Genomic DNA, 17,622 nt, shown 5'->3' with positions numbered 1-17,622 from the left:
GTCGGCGGTACGCTGGAGCATGGCCGCGCGCCCCGGGCGCGACGGACGCCGCTCGAACATCGGGAATCCAGTGGCGCCGCGATCGCGGGCACCACTCTTCACGAGGTCGTTCATCGCCCTCGCGATCGCCGATCTCGCCTACTTCACCGCGGCCGGCGCGGCGATCTTCGCACTTCCGCTGTTCGTGGTCGGCCCCGTCGGCGGCGACGAGGCCTCGGCGGGTATCGCCTTCGGCGCATTCGCGGTCTCCGCCCTCGTCCTGCGCCCCATCGCCGGACGGTTCGCCGACCGGTTCGGTCGACGGCCGCTGCTCGTGGGCGGTGCTCTGCTCGCCAGCACGGCCCTCGCCCTGACCGGCATCGCCGATTCCCTCATCGCCGTCGTCGCGCTCCGGCTGGTGGCCGGCGTGGGCGAGGCGGCCTTCTTCGTGGCGAGCTTCGCCGCTCTGGCCGACATCGCGCCTGCCGAACGGATGGGCGAAGCGCTGTCGTACAACTCGCTCGGGCTCTACCTCGGGCTGGCGCTCGGACCGCCGTTCGGCGAACTGCTCCTCGAGACGGGCGCGTTCGGAGCTGTCTGGGTCGGCGCGGCGCTCCTGGCGGCGGTGGCCGCCGTCGTCGTGTTGATCGTCGGGGAGACGCGCGTGGCCCGACCAGCCGTCGGCGAACCGCTGCGCATCATCCACCGGCCGGCGATCCCGGCAGCGCTCGGATTCCTGACCTCGCTCATCGCGATGGGAGGTCTGCTCGCGTTCGCCTCGCTGCACGCGACTCGACTCGGCTTCCCGAACCCGAGCGTGGTGCTCTTCGTCTACGGCGGAACCGTCGTGGTGTGCCGAGTCGCATTCGCCCGGGTCCCGGATCGCGTCCCTCCACTCGTGCTGGGCAGTGCTGCGCTCTGCGCGATCGGGTTCGGGGCGGCCCTCGCGACCGTCTGGCAGCAGCCGACCGGCTTCCTGGTCGCGACCGTCATCATGGCGGTCGGCGTCTCGTTCAGCACGCCGGCGTTCTTCTCGGCGATCTTCGCGACGGCGACGCCGAGCGAGCGAGGCATCGCGGCGGGGACGGGAAGCGCGGCCATCGATCTGGGACTCGGCATCGGGCCGATCCTGCTGGGGCTGGTCGCGGCGCCGTTCGGCATCCCGTGGGCGTTCGCGGTCGCCGCGGCGATCGCCGGCGGCGGAGCAGCGTGGACGGCCGGTCTCGCATATCGGCGGCGCCCTCGTCCGGACTGAGCGTCTCACGGCCGTGTCACCGATCCTGCGGCGGGCCATCGGGCTAATCTCGTGCGGTGCCTCCCTTCGACGCATCCGGACCCGACCGATACGGCACCGACGTGCTCGCCGGCGACTGGCGTGCCACCGGCCGCCGCACCATCCGCGAGGTGGCCGCGGAGCGGGACCTCGTCGTCGAACTCGCCGCCGACGGATACTGCGGTGCCGTGGTGCGGGTCGAGAAGCAGACGGTGACGCTCGAGGACCGCCACGGGCGGACCCGCATGTTCCCCCTCGGGCACGGCTTCCTCGTCGACGGCGAGCCCGTGAAGCTCGTCGCCCCGACGCCGTCCGCGCCCCGGGGTCGACTCCGAACGGCGTCGGGTTCGTTCGCGGCCGAGTCGGGGCCGGCGAAGGTGGCGCTGCCGAGCCGGATCTTCGTCGAGGGCCGCCACGACGCCGAGCTCGTGGAGAAGATCTGGGGCGCCGACCTCCGGGTCGAGGGTGTCGTGGTCGAGTACCTCGAGGGCGTCGACGTCCTCGACGACGTGCTCGACGAGTTCCGGCCGGGCCCCGGCCGCCGCGTGGGCGTACTGGTCGACCATCTCGTGCCCGGCTCGAAGGAGCAGCGCATCGCCGACGCGGTGATGCGCGGCCGGCACCGGGGTGACGTGCTCGTCGTCGGCCACCCCTACGTCGACATCTGGCAGGCCGTGAAGCCCGCCCGCCTCGGGAAGGACGCCTGGCCGACGATCCCCCGCGGCACGTCGTGGAAGCACGGCGTGTGCGCGGCCTTCGGCTGGCCGCACGCCGACCAGGCCGACATCGCCCGTGCCTGGCAGCACATCCTCGGCCGCGTCCGCGGGTACGGCGACCTCGAGCCGGCCCTGCTCGGCCGCGTGGAGGAGCTCATCGACTTCGTCACCGCACCCGGGTGATCCTCAGGCGGGCGGCCGCGACCGGGCGGCGCCGGCGCCTCAGATGGAGAAGCCGCCGTCGCTGGTGATCAGCTGGCCCGTCACCCAGCCAGCGTCGGGCGAGACCAGGAAGCGGACGAGGCGGGCGACGTCGTGCGGCGTACCGAGGCGTCCCGTCGGCTGTCGCGCGACCAGCGCGGCGCGGGTGGCGTCGTCCATCCACCCGGTGTCCACGGGGCCCGGGTTCACCGAGTTCGCGGTGATGCCCCGAGCCGCGAGCTCGCCGGCGGCGGCCAGGACGACGCGGTCGAGTGCCCCCTTGCTCACGCCGTAGGCGAGGTTGCCCACGACGTGGTCGCTCGTGAGCGCCACGATCCGGGCGCCGTCGGCGGGCACGTGCTCGGCAAGGGAGCGGATCAGCAGCCAGGCGGCTCGTGCGTTCACGGCGAGGTGCCGGTCGAAGGCGTCGACGGAGGTGTCGAGGATGCCGCTGTCGACGCTCTCCGAATGCGCGAGCACGAGTGCGCGCACCGGGCCGAGCTCGTCGCGCACCGCGCGGACGATCCGGTCCGGGGTCTCGGGGTCGGCGAGGTCCGCCTCGATCGCGAGCGCGCGGGCCCCGGCGGCCTCGAGCTCGCGGGTGAGGCTCGCCGGGTCCGCCTCCGGGTCGCCGCCGAGGGACATCCGGTGCTCGTAGGCGCGCCAGTAGGTGAACGCGACGTCCCAGCCGTCGGCGGCGAGGTCCGACGCGATGGCGTAGGCGATCCCGTTGCGTCGACCGGCTCCGGTGACGAGGGCGACGGGTCGGGCCATGGGCGCTCCTAACCGAGGGTGGTGCCGAATGCGAGGCCGAGCAGGTAGGTGACCGCGGCGGCGCCGAGGCCGATGGCGAGCTGCCGGAGCGCGCGCTTCAGCGGCGACGCCCCGGAGAGCAGGCCCACGGTGGCGCCCGTGAGGAGCAGTGCGAGGCTGACGAGCACCGTCGCGGTGACGATCGCCGCCGTGCCGGACATGCCGAAGATCCACGGCAGCACCGGGATCAGCGCGCCCGACGCGAAGAAGAGGAAGCTCGAGACGGCCGCGCTCATCCCCGTCCCGACGGCCTCGTCGTCGTGCTCGACGACGCCGATCGCGTCGGTCGGGGCGGGCGTGCGACCGGCCGCCTGGACGCGTGCGACGACGAGGGCCGCCTGCTCGACGGCGTCCTGCTCGGCCATGCCTCGCGCGCGGTAGACGAGCGCGAGCTCGTTGGCGTCGATGTCGAGGTCGACGAGGGCCTCGCGCGCGCCGGGGTCGGGGGCGGATGCCTCGAGCAGCTCACGCTGCGACCGGACCGACACGTACTCGCCGGCGCCCATCGAGAGGGCTCCCGCGAGAAGGCCGGCGATGCCGGTGAACAGCACGACGGGCGCGGGGACGCCGGTGGCGCCGATGCCGAGGACGAGCGCGAGGTTGGAGACGAGCCCGTCGTTCGCGCCGAAGACCGCGGCGCGGAACGTGCCCGCGAGCCGGCGGCGCCCCCGCGCGGCGAGCCCGCGGACGACCTCGCCGTGGATGCGCTCATCGGCGGCCATCGCGGCGGTCGCGTGCGGGTCGGTCGAGTACGGCGACCGCGCCTCGGCGCGCTGTGCGAGCGCGAGGACGAAGATGGAGCCGAATCGGCGGGCGAGCCCTGCGAGCAGGCGGGTTCGCAGATCGGCGCGCGGGATCCCCCCGTCGTCGCCGTCGAGCAGCGCGAGCCAGTGCGCCTCGTGGCGTCCTTCGGCGGCAGCCAGGGCGAGGAGGATCTCGCGCTCCTCGCCGTCGCGGCGAGCCGCGAGCTCGCGGTAGACGGCGGCCTCGGCGCGCTCGTCGGCGAGGTAGCGCTTCCAGCGCGCGCGGTCGGCGGGCGTCCCCTGCGGTTCGTGGGCGGTCATCGTGCTCCATCCGGTCGCGGGCGACGGTCGCGACCTGGGCGGTCCGGCGCCCGCCTCGTCGCGTGTCGGCCCCGCGGGGCCTCCGAAAGGCTAGCGGGGCGGATGGCGTCCGAGCGGCCTGGCGTGAGGAATTGGCAGCATTTCGGATCGCCGAACCGGGGGCCCGCCCTGCAGGCCCTCGTGAGCGGATGCCGCGGGCTCAGCCGACGAGCGACTGCCAGCCGTCGCCGTCGGCGTACTCGAAGATGAGGTTCGTCTCGGTGTGCGCGACGGCCGGATGACCGGTGAGGTGTGCGAGCACGAACTGGCGGAGCTCCTCGGCGTCGCGCGCGGCGACGTGCAGCAGGTAGTCTTCGGCGCCGGCGACGTGGAAGACGCCGAGCACGCCGGGCAGGTGCGGAACGGCGTTGCGGAAGGCGTCGATCTCGCTGCGGTCGTGCTTGACGAGGCGGATCGCGATGAGGGCCTGGAGCGAGACGCCGAGCGAGGCGAGGTCGACGTCGACGCGGTATCCCTTCACCGTGCCGAGGCTCTGCAGACGGCGGAGCCGGAGCGACACCGTGGACTCGGCGACGCCCACCTCGGCCGCGAGCGCCGCACCGGAGGCGCGGGCGTTCTTCGACAGCGCCGCCAGCAGCGCTCGGTCGACCCGATCCAGTTCGGCTTTCTGCGGCATGATGCGGATCCTCTCAGCTCAACTCAGAAGATTCTGCGCCAAATCCAACCGATCCGCAAGCATCTTCGGACAGACCTTCGCCCAGCCACAGATTCTGTAGCCTGCTGTCATGTTGACACCGTCGTCGAACCTCGAGACCCGCGCCGTCCACGCCGGCATGGAGGGCGTCCGCGAGCAGGGCTCGCACGTTCCCACGATCGATCTTTCCACGACCAACCCGCTCGGCGACGTCGAGACCGGCGGACTGTCCTACGAGGAGCTCGCCACGGGCGGCAGCCTCACCGAGGGCCGGTCCGCCGTCTACCAGCGGCTGTGGCATCCGGGTGTCGCCCGATTCGAGACGGCGCTCGCCGACCTCGAGGGCGCCGAGGGCTCGGTCGCGTTCGGCACCGGCATGGCCGCGCTCGCCGCGACGCTCATCGCCACCGTCTCCGACGGTCGCCCGCACGTCGTGGCCGTGCGTCCGCTCTACGGCGGCTCGGACCACGTCCTGGAGAGCGGCCTGCTCGGCACCCGGGTGGCCTGGACGGACGTCGACGGCATCGCCGACGCGGTCCGCCCCGACACCGGACTGGTCATCGTCGAGACGCCCGCGAACCCCACCCTCGAACTCATCGACCTGCGACGTGCCGCGGATGCCGCAGGCGACCTGCCGCTCCTCGTCGACAACACCTTCGCCACCCCCGTGCTGCAGCGCCCCATCGAGCACGGCGCGACCCTCGTGCTGCACAGCGCGACGAAGTATCTCGGCGGCCACGGTGACGCGATGGGCGGCGTGGTCGCCGGCCCCATCGAGTGGGTCGAGAAGCTCCGGCGCGTCCGTGCGCTCACCGGCGGGCTCCTGCACCCGATGGGCGCGTACCTCCTGCACCGCGGCATCCGGACCCTCCCGGTGCGCGTCCGCGCGCAGCAGGAGACGGCCGCCGAGCTGGCGCGCCGCCTCGAGACGCACCCGGCCGTCGCGAGCGTGCGGTACCCGGGTCTTCCGGGCCAGGACCCGCAGGGGCTCGTCGGCCGCCAGATGGCCGGTCCCGGTTCGATCATCGCGATCGAACTCGCCGGCGGCTACGACGCCGCCTGCCGGTTCACCGAGGCGTGCGAGCTGGTGACGCACGCCGTCTCGCTCGGCGGCGTCGATTCGCTCGTGCAGCACCCCGCCTCGCTCACGCACCGTCCCGTCGCCGCGCACGCCAAGCCGAACGCCGGCGTCGTGCGACTCTCGATCGGCCTCGAGCACGTCGACGACCTGACCGCCGACCTCATGGCCGCACTGGATGCGGCGGCCGTGCCTCAGGACCTGGGGCGCTCGTCGGCTCCCGCCGTCCCGGAGGCCGGCGTCGCCGGCTGATCGCCCTCGTCCGCGGGCGGGGCGGGGTTGCGGATGCCGATCCACGACACCGCCCCGCCGACGACCAGCAGCAGGGCGGTCGCAATCGCGACCCGGTGGTAGCCGTCGACGTCGAGCCGCCCGGCCACGATGACGCCGATCGAGGCGATCGCGACGAGTCCGGCGATGCGGGCGACGGCGTTGTTCACGGCCGACCCGATCCCGGCGCGCGCCGGGTCGACTGCGCCGAGGATCGCCGCCGTGAGCGGCGCCACGGTCATCGCCATGCCGAGCCCGGCGACGACCATGCCGGGGAACACCTGCCACCAGTAGTCCACCGGCAGGTCGAGGGCGAGGGTCAGCAGCCAGCCGATCGCGACGATCATCGGCCCCAGCGCCATGAACAGCCGCGGCCCGTACCGACCGCCCAGTCCGCCGAACCACGATCCGAGCAGGACCAGCATCACGGTCGGCGGCAGGGTCGCGAGTCCCGCGAGGGTCGCCGGGAATCCGCCGGACTCCTGCAGGAAGATCGGCAGCGCGAACAGTCCGAGCGAGAACGCGGCGTAGATGAACAGGGTGGCGAGGTTGCCCGCGGCGAAATTCCGGGCGCGGAACAGCGTGAGCGGCAGCATGGGAGCCGGCGCCCGGCGCTCCCAGGCCACGAACGCGACGAGCGACACGAGTCCGACCGTCACGAGCACGAACACGAGCGGGTCGGCCCAGCCGAGTCGCCCCTGCTCGATCAGGGCGAAGACGGTGCCGGCGAGGCCGAACACCCCCAATGCCGCGCCCAGCCAGTCGACGCGGGCCCGATCGGGATTCGGCTCGTCGCGACCGAGCGGGCGCAGCATCACGAGGGCGGCCGCGATCGGCAGCACGTTGATCGCGAACACGAGCCGCCAGGACACGAGGTCCACGAGCGCACCGCCGAGCAGCGGCCCGACGAGGAACGCGCTCGTCGTCCAGGCGGTCCACCGGCCGATCGCGCGACCCTGCTCGCTGCGCGGGAACGTCGCGATGATCAGCGCGAGCGAGCTCGGCACTAGCAGGGCGCCGGCCGCACCCTGCAGCGCGCGGGCGACGACGAGGATCGTGCCGTCCGTCGCGATGGCGCAGACGACCGAGGTGAGCCCGAAGCCGTACAGTCCGATCCGCAGGATGCGCAGCCGCCCGAACGAGTCGGACAGCGAGCCCGCGAGCAGGATGAGCGATCCGAGCGTCAGCAGGTACGCGTCGACCGCCCACTGCTGCAGCGCGAGTCCGCCCCCGAGGTCGGCTTCGATGGCCGGGAGCGCGATGTTGATGACCGCACCGTCGAGGAAGGCGATGAACGCGACGACGATCGCGATGACGAGCACGCGAGCGCGGCGATCCATGCGCGCCATGCTACGTCGTCCCGGTGACGCGACCCGGGTCGAGCGGGACCCCGGCGCCGGCCTCACCGACCGGAGAGCCGCTTGCGCAGCAGCTCGATGCGCGCCTGCAGCTGCGTGACGGTCGCCTGGGCGACCTCCGGGCCGCCGCACGCACGGCGCAGTTCGGCGTGCACGAGCGAGTGCGCCTGGCCCGTCTGCCTCGCGTACAGCCCCACCAGGCTGTTCAGCAGCGAGCGCTGCTCCTTGAGCGTGCGGTAGAGGGCCACCGGCTCGGCGTGCGCGGTCTCGTCCTCGTCGGCGGATGCCGCGTGCTTGCGGCGCTCCGACGCGCGCCGCGCCTGGCGCGCCTGCCGATGCCGCAGCAGCTCGGCGACCTGGTCGGGTTCGAGGATGCCGGGAAGGCCGATGAAGTCGAGTTCCTCATCACTGCCGGGCTCGGCGAACGTCCCGAAGTCGGTGCCGTCGTAGACGACGCGGTCGAACGTGGCATCCGATGCGAGCGCCTGCCAGGTGAACTCGTCCTGCAGCTCGTCGGACGCCTTCTCGTCGCGGTTGGCCGACTCGAGCAGTCCGTCGTCGAGCCCGGGGTCGTCGTCGCCGTCGCCCGAACGCCGGTCGAGCGCGTGGTCCCGCTGCCGCTCGAGCTCGCCGGCCAGGGCCATCAGCACGGGAACGTTGGGCAGGAACACCGACGCGGTCTCACCACGACGGCGTGCGCGCACGAAGCGGCCGATGGCCTGCGCGAAAAACAGCGGCGTCGACGAACTGGTCGCGTAGACCCCGACAGCCAGTCGCGGCACATCCACGCCCTCCGAGACCATGCGCACCGCGACCATCCAGCGGCTCGTGCCGTTCGAGAACTCCTCGATCCGGCCGGACGCCTCCTTCTCGTCGGAGAGCACGACGGTGACCTTCTCGCCGCACACCTGCTCGAGGATCTCGGCGTAGGCGCGGGCCATGGACTGGTCGGTCGCGATGACGAGGCCCCCGGCGTCGGGGATCGCGTGGCGCACCTCGGTGAGCCGTCGGTCGGCCGCCTGCAGCACCGCGGGGATCCACTCCCCCGTGGGCTCGAGCGCCGTTCGCCATGCGGCTGAGTGGATGTCCTTCGTGGCGTCCTCGCCGAGCCGGGCCTCCATCTCGTCGCCCGCCTTGGTGCGCCAGCGCATGCTGCCGGCGTAGACCATGAACAGCACGGGTCGGACGACGCCGTCCTGCAGGGCCCGCCCGTAGCCGTAGTCGTAGTCGGTCTTCGAGACGCGGATCCCCTGCGCGTCCGGTTCGTAGTGCACGAACGGGATCGGCGCGGTGTCGCTGCGGAACGGGGTGCCGGTGAGCGACAGCCGGCGCGTGGCCGGCTCGAACGCCTCGCGGATGGCGTCGCCCCACGAGAGCGTGTCACCGCCGTGGTGCACCTCGTCGAGGATCACGAGCGTCCGCCCCGAGAGCGTCAATTCGCGATGCAGCGCGGGCCGCACCGCGACCTGCGCGTACGTGACCGCGACGCCGTGGTAGTGCCGCGCCGACCGGCCGTGCGCGTTGCGGAACCCGGGGTCGAGCCGGATCCCGATGCGCGCCGCGGCATCCGCCCACTGGCGCTTCAGGTGATCGGTGGGGGCGACGACCGTGATCCGGTCGATCGTGCGACGTGCCCTCAGCTCCGCCGCGAGGCGCAGCGCGAAGGTCGTCTTGCCGGCGCCGGGCGTCGCGGCGGCGAGGAAGTCGCGCGGCTCCGTCTCGAAGTAGCGGTCGAGCGCCTCGGCCTGCCAGGCGCGGAGCTTCGACGCGGTGCCCCACGGTGCGCGCGCGGGGAAGGACGGTGAGAGGTGCTCGGCGGCCGAGGTGCCCGGCAGGTGATGGCCGGAGGGGGTCGCGTTGCTCACTCTGCAGCACTCTAGTCGAGGCGCCCGACAGACCGGCGGCATCTCGCACACACGTGCAGGTCCGATGGCCCGCGCCCGCCGCGCGCGCTGTGCAGAATGGAGGGATGGTCACCCAGCAGCATCCCTGGTCGAGATATGTCGCGATCGGCGATTCGTTCACCGAGGGCATCGGCGACCCCGAGCCCGGCGTGCCGGGCGGGCACCGCGGTTGGGCCGACCGCGTCGCCGAGGTGCTCTCGCGGGGCACCGAGGACTTCGCCTACGCCAACCTCGCGATCCGCGGGCGACTCATCCAGCAGATCATCGACGAGCAGGTCGAACCCGCGCTCGAACTCCGCCCGGACCTCATCACCATCTCGGCCGGCGGCAACGACGTGATCCGCCCGCGGACCGATCCGGACGAGATCTCGGCGCGGTTCGAGTACGCCATCGAGCGCCTCGGCCGCGACCGCGCAACGATCGTGATCTTCACCGGCGTCGACGTCGGCTTCTCCCCCGTGTTCCGCGGCATCCGCGGCAAGGTCGCGATCTACAACGAGAACCTCCGCGCGATCGCCCAGAAGCACGACTGCATCGTCGCCGACCAGTGGGCCCTCGCCGAGATCCAGGACCAGCGGATGTGGGACCGCGACCGGCTGCACCTGAACGCGCTCGGCCACCACGAGGTGGCGCGGATGGTGCTGCGCGCGCTCAACGTCGAGAACGACCTCGAGCCCATGAAGCCCGAGCCCCTGCCCGACCGGTCGTGGCGGCAGGCCCGCACGCAGGACCTCTCCTGGGCGCGCGAGTACCTCGTGCCCTGGGTGATCCGGCGCATCCGCCACCAGTCGTCGGGCGACTTCATCACCGCGAAGCGACCGGATGCCGGTCCGTACGCCCTGCCCGCAGCGGAGGCGGCGGAGGCCGGCGTGCACGGTGCCGACGCGTCCCGACCGCAGCGCGGCTAGTCCAGCCCGCCCGGGTTCGTCAGGCGCCACCAGGCGCCGGGGTCGTCGAGCGTGCCGTCGAGCTCGAGCGGCACCTCGACGCGCTGCGAGCCTGCGGTGACGACGGCGGTGCCCGCGGGCGAACCGTCGGCGGCGAGGGTCACCGGCTCGGCGCTCACGGCGACGTCGACGGGCGTGTCGGACCACACGACGACGGTCGCGCTCTCGGTCGCGCGGGCGGTGGCGGTGTCGCCCCACGCGGTCTCGTAGGTCGCGAGGGTGCTGCCGGCCTCGACGGCGACGACCTCGTGGAAGCCGGGCGCGATCGTGTCGATCATCGCGGCGATCCCCTCGCGCACCTGCGGGTGGTTCGCGCCGCCGAGAAGGACCCCGACGAGCGTGACCGAACCGGAGCCCACCGGGACGTCGGCCGAGAAGAGCAGGTTCGCCGCGTCATCCGTCGTGCCGGTCTTGATGCCGTCGACCCCGTGCGCGCCGAGGAGCTTGTTGGAGTTCTCGAGGGTGCCGAGCCTGGGGATCTCGACCTGCTTCGTCGCGACGATCTCGGCGAGGGTCGGGTCCTGCAGGGCGAGTTGTCCGAGCGTGACGAGGTCGGCCGCGGTGCTGGTGTTCTCGAGCGAGAGACCGCTCGTGTCGGCGATCACCGTGTTCGCGAGGCCGTGCTCGGCGACCCAGGCCCGCGCGCGCTCGAGGTAGGCGTCCACCGAGCCGAACGCCCACTGCGCGAGGGAGATGCTGTAGTTGTTGCCCGACGGCAGCATCATCGCCTCGAGGCTCTGGCGGAGGCTCAGCGTCGTGCCCGCCGCCACCGGGGCCACCGAGCCGTTCTGCGCCACCATGTCCCAGTAGAGGTCGATGTCGGCGTCGGTGTAGGCGATGCCCGGCCCGCCCTCGCCCGCCGGGATCGGGTGCGCCTCGAGGATCACGAGCGCCGTCACGACCTTCGCGATGCTCGCCATCGGCATGGGCGTGTCCTGACCGCCGGCGGCGAGGAGCCCGTCGAAGCCGACCGCGCCGACCGCCCACGTGCCGAAGCCCGGCTGCGCGACGGCCTGCGCCGTCGCCGCGATCGGCGCCGGGTCGACGACGACGGGCGCGTGTTCCGGCACGGGTGCCGTGAGCGTCGTGGTCGCATACGCACCCCCGCCGATGAGCGTCGCGAGGAGCACGCCGAGCGTGCCGAACACGGCGATGCGGCGTCGACGGTACACCCGCGGCGAGGGACGGGCGGGGGTCGCGGGAACCGCGGGCGGGGCCGGATCGAGCGTGCGTGACATCCGTTGCAGGATACCGACCCGGGCTAGGCGAGCGCGTACAGCGCGACGGCCGCGGCGGCGGCGACGTTCAGCGAGTCCACGCCGTGCGCCATCGGGATCGTGACCACCGTGTCCGCCGCCGCGAGCGCTTGGCGCGAGAGCCCGTCACCTTCGGCGCCGAACACGAGCGCGAGGCGCTCGGGCGGATCGGCCGCGAGCCGGCGCAGCGTGACCGCCTCGTCGGCGAGGGCGAGCGCCGCCACCGTGAAGCCGTGCGCCGTGAGCACCTCGCGCGCCTCGCCCCACTCGGGCAGCCGGGTCCACGGCACTTGGAACACCGTGCCCATGCTCACGCGGACGCTCCGACGGTAGAGCGGGTCGGCGCACCGGGGCGTCACGAGCACGGCGTCGGCCCCGAGGGCGGCGACGGAGCGGATGATGGCGCCGACGTTCGTGTGGTCGACGATGTCCTCGAGGATCACGACCCGTCGGGATGCGGCGAGCAGCGTCCCCGGATCCGGCAGCGCGGGGCGCTCGAACGCGGCGAGCGCGCCGCGGTGCACGCGATAGCCGGTGATCGCCTCGAGCTCGGCCGGGTCGGCGAGGTGCACGGGGATGTCGAACGGCTCGAGCGCATCGCGCAGTCCGGGCAGCCACTTCTCCTCCATGAGCACCGACCGCGGCGTGTGCCCGGCCTCGATGGCACGACGGATCACCTTGGCCGATTCGGCGATGAAGACGCCGCGTTCGGGTTCGGTGATCGATCGCAGTGCGACATCCGTCAACCGGGCGTAGTCGGCGACGGTGTCGGATGCCGCGGCGCGGACTCGTTCGATGCGCATGGACCCTCCGAGGACAGCCTGCCAGTCGGCGGAAACATTCCGATAACGCGCGGTGTTTAGACTCTGGGAACCGCAAGCACCGTCGAAGGGAGCCGTGTGGTCACTGGCATCGAGGCGCCCACGTCGCCGGGCGCGCTGTTCGACGAGGCGATCGACCTCATGCGCGGCTCGCGCGTGGCCGTGCTGACGGGCGCGGGCGTGAGCACGGACTCCGGCATCCCGGACTACCGCGGCGAGGGCGCGCCGGTGCGCAACCCGATGACCGTGCAGACGTTCCTGTCGTCCGAGACCGCTCGGAAGCGCTATTGGGCGGGCAGCCACCTCGGGTGGCGCGCGTTCGCGTCGGCGCAGCCGAACGACGGGCACCGGGCGCTCGCCGGCCTGGAGTCGGCGGGCGTCGTCTCGGGGGTCGTCACGCAGAACGTCGACGGCCTGCACCGCAAGGCGGGCAGTTCGCACGTGGTCGAGTTGCACGGTGCATCGGACCGGGTCGCCTGCCTCGCGTGCGGGCAGATGTTCGCGCGGCAGTCGGTGGCCGACCGGCTCGAGCTGCTGAACCCGCACATCGACCTGTCGAAGCCCGCGCGGATCAACCCCGACGGCGACGCGGAGGTCGACGACGTCGAGTCGATGGTGCTGCCCGAGTGCACGGTCTGCGGCGGCGTGCTGAAGCCCGACGTCGTGTTCTTCGGCGAGTTCGTGCCGACGCCGGTCTACCGTCAGGCGGCGGCGCTCGTGCAGCGTGCCGACGTGCTGCTCGTGGCCGGGTCGTCGCTCGTGGTGAATTCGGGTGTCCGGCTGCTGGAGATCGCGCGTCGCCGGCGGATCCCCATCGTCGTCGTGAACCGCGGCGTTACGAAGGGCGACAACCGCGCAACGGTGAAGCTCGACGCGGGCGCGTCGGAGACGCTGACCGCGATGGCGGAGGCGCTCGGCGCATGACGGTGCGCCTCTGGGGGCCGGGGGTCGCCGTGCCCGTCGTCGGCGCGGCGCCCGCGACGACGATCGCGCTCGTGCGCCACGGCGAGACCGACTGGAACCGCGAGCGCCGCATCCAGGGGGCGACCGACATCCCGATGAACGACCGGGGCCGGGCGCAGTCGCGGGCGACGGCCGAACGCCTCGCCGGCGGGTGCTGGGATGCGGTCGTCACGAGTCCGCTGTCGCGCTCGGCCGAGACCGCGACGATCATCGCCGATCGCCTGGGGCTCGACGCGCCGGACCTCTTGCCGGCCCTCGCGGAGCGCCGTCACGGCACGCTCGAGGGGCTCACGACCGCCGAGCGGCGTCGGCTCGAGGCCGAGGCGGTGCCGATCGAGGGGTTGGAGTCGCGCGTGTCCGTGGTGTCGCGTGCCGTGCCCGCGCTGCTCGGGCTGGCGGCCCGCCACCCCGGTGGCGCGGTGGTCGCGGTCACGCACGGCGGCGTGATCCAGTCGGTGCTGCTGCACCTGTGGGAGCGCGCGTCCCTGCCGAGCGGATCCGTCACGAACGGCTCGGTGCACGAGCTGCGCGTGTCGGCCTCGGGCCTCGAGCTGGTGGCCTCCGACGCGGTCGCGCCCGTGGAGGCGACCGGGAGCTAGCGGGCGCGGCGCGCGGCGACCTCGCGTAGCAGGTCGAGCAGGCGATCGGCCGATGCCGCCCACGTGAATCGGGCCGCGGCGTCGACGGATGCCGCGGCGCGGCGTTCCCACTCCCCCGGCCGCTCGAGCGCGCCGATCGCCTGGGCGAGCGCGGCGGGGTCGTCGACGGGGAAGAACAGGGCGGCGTCACCGCCGATCTCGCGGAAGATCGGGATGTCGCTCACGACCACGGGGGTGCCGAGTCGCATGGCCTCCACGAGCGGGATCCCGAAGCCCTCGGCCTTGGACGCGGTGACGAGCGCCGTGGCGCCCGCGAGCACGTCGGCGTACTCGGCGTCGGTCGCTCCGTCGTGGAAGACCAGCCGGGCCTGCGGTGCGAGCTGCTCGAGCCGGCGGCGCTCCTCGGGGCGGACCCGGCTCATGAGGTGCAGTTCGTGGTCGGGCAGCTGGGCGGCCGCGCGTACCAGCGTGTCGACGCCCTTGTACGGCATGAACGATCCCATGTACACGAGCCGTGGCCGCTCGGGCCGGCTGCGCGGCAGGTGGGGTGTGCCGAGCTCGTCGGCGGCGTTCGGCACGACGGTGACCGGGCGTCGCGTGAGTCGGTGCGAGCGGATGAGGCCCGCGGTGGTGTCGGAGACGGTCACGATCGCGTCGGCCCGGTTCAGCAGCATCCGCTGCGGCCACCACGCCAGGTGGTAGAGGCGCCACAGGCCGCGGACGAACGCCGGCAGGTCGCGCGGCGGGGTGCGGTTCTCGTAGTAGATGAGGTCGTGCAGCGTCAGGACGAGCGCGTAGTCGCGGCCCCACGAGCCCATGGTCTGCATGGGCGAGAAGACGACGTCGGGCCGCAGCTTGCGCACCTGCCGGGCGACCCACGGCTCGCGCACGCTCGTCGGGCTGCTGACGAGTTCCCACGGCAGCGCCGGGAGCTTCTCGAGCTGGCGGTGGTCGCTGATCAGCATCGTGAGCGGATGCCGCTCCGCGAGCTCGCCCACGAGGCCGGCGGTGAACCGGCTGATGCCGTCGTGGTGCCCGACGCGCACGTAGCGGCAGTCGACGACGAGCCTCACGCGCGCTCCCCCTCGATGAACACGCGGATGTGCCCGGCCGCCTCGGCGGGCGTCTCGTAGTGGATGAGGTGGCCGACCCCGTCGATGACCGCGATGGTGCCGTCGGCGAACAGCGGCGCGAGGCGGTGCTGGGCGGCGAGCGGGGTGATGTCGTCCTTCTCGGCCACCACGAGGAGGACCGGCACCTGAATGGCGGGCGCGTACTCGCGCACGTCGTGGCTCACCGACGCGCGGAACGCGGCGAGCACCGCGTCGCGGTCGCTGAACGCGGAGAAGTAGCGGTCGTGCTGGTCGTGGATGAACCGGCGGAGGGCGGGTTCCTCGGTCTTGGCCATGGTGACGCTCATGACGCGGACGATCGCCCGGTTGCGCAGCAGCGCGAAGCCGAGCCTCTCGGGGAGCGCGGCGGCGGCGCGGTAGTACCCGATCGCGAGACGGGTCATGATCGCGCGGGGTCCGTCGAGCGCGGGCGCGCCGATCGGGTTCACCAGCACGAGCCGGTCGGGCTCGAGGCCCCCGGCGACCGCCGCCGAGACGATGATCGAGCCGAAGGAGTGGCCGAGCAGCGTGTAGCCGCCGGCGGCTCGGGCGGCGGCATCCGTCGCGCCGGACGCGGCGACGAACGCCGTGAGCCAGGCCGCGTAGCCGTCGATGTCGTGCTCGGCGCCGGCGAACGTCGACGACGCCCCGAAGCCGGGCAGGTCGGGCACGATCACGCGGTAGCCGGGCAGCTTCGCGACGATGGGCTCGAGCCCGTGGTGGTCGCCGCGGAAGCCGTGCACCATCACGATGGCGGGGGCGTCGCGGTCGCCGTACTCCCACCACGCGGTGTCGCTGCCCGCGACGAGGGCACGGTGTTCGCGGACCGGGATGCGCGCGAGGTCGTCGGCGTACGGAGAGGCGATCATCCCGGCCATCCTACGGCGCGGCTGCCGAGCGCTGTCGGAGGGCGTGGATACCGTGACGGGCATGGAGCACTCCCCCGCCGCATCCTGGGCCGACACCCTCGCGGTCTTCGACCTCGAGACGACCGGCATCGACATCGACACCTGCCGCATCGTCACCGCCCACGTGGGCGTGATCGGCCCCTCGGGCGAGGTGCTCGAGCAGCGGCAGTGGATCGTCGATCCCGGCGTCGAGATCCCGACCGCGGCCACGCTCATCCACGGGGTGACGACCGAGCGCGCACGGCTCGAGGGGGTGCCGGCCGTGCAGGGCGTGGCCGAGATCATCGAGGCGCTGACGGATGCCGCGGCGCGGGGCCTGCCGATCGTGGCGTACAACGCCGCCTACGACCTCTCGGTCCTGCACCGCGAGGCCGAGCGGTACGGACACGAGGCGTTCTGCGGGCCGGCGCACGTGGTCGACCCCCTCGTCATCGACAAGGCCGTCGACCGCTTCCGCAGGGGCAAGCGAACGCTCACCGCCGCGTGCGAGCACTACGGCGTCGAGCTGACCGCGGCGCACGACGCCGGCGCCGACGCGATCGCCGCGGGGCGGGTGGCGCAGGCGATCGCCCGGGCGTTCCCCGAGCTCGCCGCGATCGCGGTCGCCGAACTGCACGCACGCCAGGTCGACTGGTGCCGGGAGCAGGCCGAGAGCTATCAGCAGTGGCGGCGGGCGAACGGCGAGCCGGAGTTCACGACGTCGGGGGCGTGGCCGCTGCGCTGAGCCGCGGCACGGCCGCGCTCCACCTCGCCGGACGGGACGAACGGCCGTCGCGCGGATCGCGTTCGTCTGCGACGCTGGACCCATGACGAGCCCGCTCGAGGACCGACCGGCAGTTGACGCGTTCACGGAGGCGAGCGCCCTGTGGCTCGTGGGCGACAGCCCTCCGTCGTTCCTCATCGACGCCGCCGTCGAGGCGGTCGTCGCGGGACTCGACGCTCCCGCGCTCCACGAACTCGCCGGCCTGTCGGACTCCGATGAGGCGTGGGAACTGCGTGCCGCCCTGGAACGCGCGCTGGGCGAACTCGGCATCCCGGTGCCCGACCCCGACCCCGGAACCCGTCCGATGGCGATGCGCGCACTCGCGGCACTGCTGCTCCGCGACCGCATCTCGGTGCGCGAGCTCGTCGACTGGGCGCGCGGCGTCGTCGGCGACGCCGACCCCGGCGAGGCGCGCCGCTTCGTCGAGATCGGCGACGAGCTCGACGCGGGGCGGCTCACCCCGCACGAGGCGCAGCTCGCCGCGATCGACGAGGCGGCTCGCTACCTCCGCGTCACCGCCGCCCACGGGGCGTGATCGGCGGGCGCGTCCGCTGCGGCGGCACGGGCACGACGAAGGCCCCGTCGATGCGACGGGGCCTTCGAGTGCGGCAGGTTCTTACTTGCCGAAGTTCTTGAAGCGCTGGTTGAACTTCTCGACGCGACCGGCCGAGTCCATGATGCGCTGCTTGCCCGTGTAGAACGGGTGCGAGGCCGACGAGATCTCGACGTCGATGACCGGGTAGGTCTGGCCGTCGAGCTCGATCGTCTTGTCGCTGGTCACCGTCGAGCGCGTGAGGAACGTCTCGCCCGAGGCGAGGTCGCGGAAGACGACGGCGTTGTAGGCGGGGTGGATGTCGGTCTTCATGGAGACTTCCTTGTTGATTCGGATTCGGATTCGCCCCG

The 17,622-nt window shown here is 73.0% G+C and carries 18 protein-coding genes; 8 read left to right on the top strand and 10 right to left on the bottom strand.

Annotated elements, in window-relative coordinates; all coding sequences use genetic code 11:
* Positions 1 to 19 precede the first annotated feature (19 nt).
* Together AVP42_RS05425 and AVP42_RS05420 are read left to right on the top strand one after the other, a co-directional pair.
* The gene (locus AVP42_RS05425; protein WP_067946885.1) at positions 20 to 1,234 is read left to right on the top strand and encodes an MFS transporter; all 1,215 of its coding nucleotides are present in this window, start codon (positions 20 to 22) and stop codon (positions 1,232 to 1,234) included.
* A gap of 56 nt (positions 1,235 to 1,290) precedes the next feature.
* Positions 1,291 to 2,151: a DUF3097 domain-containing protein gene (locus AVP42_RS05420; protein WP_067946883.1), complete on the top strand. Its 861-nt coding sequence runs from the start codon at positions 1,291 to 1,293 to the stop codon at positions 2,149 to 2,151.
* A gap of 39 nt (positions 2,152 to 2,190) precedes the next feature.
* Here AVP42_RS05420 and AVP42_RS05415 read toward each other — a convergent pair whose 3' ends face one another.
* The 3 genes from AVP42_RS05415 to AVP42_RS05405 all read right to left on the bottom strand — a co-directional run bounded on the left by AVP42_RS05415 (position 2,191) and on the right by AVP42_RS05405 (position 4,722).
* Positions 2,191 to 2,943 (bottom strand): SDR family oxidoreductase, encoded by a 753-nt coding sequence (locus AVP42_RS05415; RefSeq protein ID WP_067946881.1) that lies wholly within the window; start codon positions 2,941 to 2,943, stop codon positions 2,191 to 2,193.
* Positions 2,944 to 2,951: 8 nt separating this feature from the next.
* Positions 2,952 to 4,046 carry a VIT1/CCC1 family protein gene (locus AVP42_RS05410; protein ID WP_067946879.1) on the bottom strand — a complete coding sequence of 365 codons (1,095 nt, stop codon included), beginning with the start codon at positions 4,044 to 4,046 and terminating at the stop codon, positions 2,952 to 2,954.
* A gap of 199 nt (positions 4,047 to 4,245) precedes the next feature.
* Positions 4,246 to 4,722: an Lrp/AsnC family transcriptional regulator gene (locus AVP42_RS05405; RefSeq protein ID WP_067946877.1), complete on the bottom strand. Its 477-nt coding sequence runs from the start codon at positions 4,720 to 4,722 to the stop codon at positions 4,246 to 4,248.
* A 109-nt stretch (positions 4,723 to 4,831) separates the two neighbouring features.
* On the opposite strand from AVP42_RS05405, the gene AVP42_RS05400 reads away from it, so the two are divergent.
* A complete protein-coding gene (locus AVP42_RS05400) occupies positions 4,832 to 6,070 on the top strand; it encodes a PLP-dependent aspartate aminotransferase family protein (RefSeq protein ID WP_067946875.1) in 1,239 nt (412 codons plus the stop codon).
* Here the strand turns inward: AVP42_RS05400 and AVP42_RS05395 are convergent.
* Positions 6,013 to 7,428, bottom strand: a complete 1,416-nt coding sequence (locus tag AVP42_RS05395) for an MFS transporter (protein ID WP_082847021.1) — start codon at positions 7,426 to 7,428, stop codon at positions 6,013 to 6,015. The two genes, AVP42_RS05400 and AVP42_RS05395, sit on opposite strands and share 58 nt — an antisense overlap.
* 62 nt (positions 7,429 to 7,490) lie before the next feature.
* Entirely contained in the window at positions 7,491 to 9,311 is a 1,821-nt protein-coding gene (locus AVP42_RS05390; protein ID WP_067946873.1) for a DEAD/DEAH box helicase, read from the bottom strand.
* Positions 9,312 to 9,415: 104 nt separating this feature from the next.
* Here AVP42_RS05390 and AVP42_RS05385 point away from each other — a divergent pair, with 104 nt between their 5' ends.
* The gene (locus AVP42_RS05385; RefSeq protein ID WP_082847020.1) at positions 9,416 to 10,258 is read left to right on the top strand and encodes an SGNH/GDSL hydrolase family protein; all 843 of its coding nucleotides are present in this window, start codon (positions 9,416 to 9,418) and stop codon (positions 10,256 to 10,258) included.
* Here the strand turns inward: AVP42_RS05385 and AVP42_RS05380 are convergent.
* Entirely contained in the window at positions 10,255 to 11,535 is a 1,281-nt protein-coding gene (locus tag AVP42_RS05380) for a D-alanyl-D-alanine carboxypeptidase family protein (RefSeq protein WP_067946871.1), read from the bottom strand. The genes AVP42_RS05385 and AVP42_RS05380 overlap by 4 nt on opposite strands.
* A gap of 23 nt (positions 11,536 to 11,558) precedes the next feature.
* Entirely contained in the window at positions 11,559 to 12,356 is a 798-nt protein-coding gene (locus AVP42_RS05375) for an RNA methyltransferase (RefSeq protein ID WP_067946869.1), read from the bottom strand.
* Between the two features lie 159 nt (positions 12,357 to 12,515).
* Between AVP42_RS05375 and AVP42_RS05370 the strand changes: the two genes are divergently transcribed.
* Positions 12,516 to 13,298 (top strand): Sir2 family NAD-dependent protein deacetylase, encoded by a 783-nt coding sequence (locus AVP42_RS05370; protein WP_082847031.1) that lies wholly within the window; start codon positions 12,516 to 12,518, stop codon positions 13,296 to 13,298.
* Entirely contained in the window at positions 13,295 to 13,936 is a 642-nt protein-coding gene (locus AVP42_RS05365) for a histidine phosphatase family protein (protein WP_067946864.1), read from the top strand. Before AVP42_RS05370 ends, AVP42_RS05365 begins: the two co-directional genes overlap by 4 nt.
* Here the strand turns inward: AVP42_RS05365 and AVP42_RS05360 are convergent.
* Together AVP42_RS05360 and AVP42_RS05355 are read right to left on the bottom strand one after the other, a co-directional pair.
* Positions 13,933 to 15,009: a glycosyltransferase family 1 protein gene (locus AVP42_RS05360; protein WP_067946862.1), complete on the bottom strand. Its 1,077-nt coding sequence runs from the start codon at positions 15,007 to 15,009 to the stop codon at positions 13,933 to 13,935. The two genes, AVP42_RS05365 and AVP42_RS05360, sit on opposite strands and share 4 nt — an antisense overlap.
* Positions 15,006 to 15,917, bottom strand: coding sequence for an alpha/beta fold hydrolase (locus AVP42_RS05355; RefSeq protein WP_067946860.1), 912 nt, complete (start codon positions 15,915 to 15,917; stop codon positions 15,006 to 15,008). Before AVP42_RS05355 ends, AVP42_RS05360 begins: the two co-directional genes overlap by 4 nt.
* A 61-nt stretch (positions 15,918 to 15,978) precedes the next feature.
* On the opposite strand from AVP42_RS05355, the gene AVP42_RS05350 reads away from it, so the two are divergent.
* Both AVP42_RS05350 and AVP42_RS05345 read left to right on the top strand, forming a co-directional pair.
* Positions 15,979 to 16,680, top strand: a complete 702-nt coding sequence (locus AVP42_RS05350) for an exonuclease domain-containing protein (protein ID WP_067946858.1) — start codon at positions 15,979 to 15,981, stop codon at positions 16,678 to 16,680.
* A gap of 82 nt (positions 16,681 to 16,762) precedes the next feature.
* The gene (locus AVP42_RS05345; RefSeq protein ID WP_067946855.1) at positions 16,763 to 17,254 is read left to right on the top strand and encodes a hypothetical protein; all 492 of its coding nucleotides are present in this window, start codon (positions 16,763 to 16,765) and stop codon (positions 17,252 to 17,254) included.
* Positions 17,255 to 17,335: 81 nt separating this feature from the next.
* Here the strand turns inward: AVP42_RS05345 and AVP42_RS05340 are convergent, their stop codons facing one another.
* Entirely contained in the window at positions 17,336 to 17,584 is a 249-nt protein-coding gene (locus AVP42_RS05340) for a type B 50S ribosomal protein L31 (protein ID WP_067946854.1), read from the bottom strand.
* Between the last annotated feature and the right edge of the window lie 38 nt (positions 17,585 to 17,622).

The sequence above is a fragment of the Agromyces sp. NDB4Y10 genome (assembly GCF_001620055.1).
In the GTDB taxonomy this organism is placed as follows: domain Bacteria; phylum Actinomycetota; class Actinomycetes; order Actinomycetales; family Microbacteriaceae; genus Agromyces; species Agromyces indicus.
Note: the sequence above shows the minus strand (reverse complement) of the source record. Positions and strands in the feature narration are given on the sequence as shown.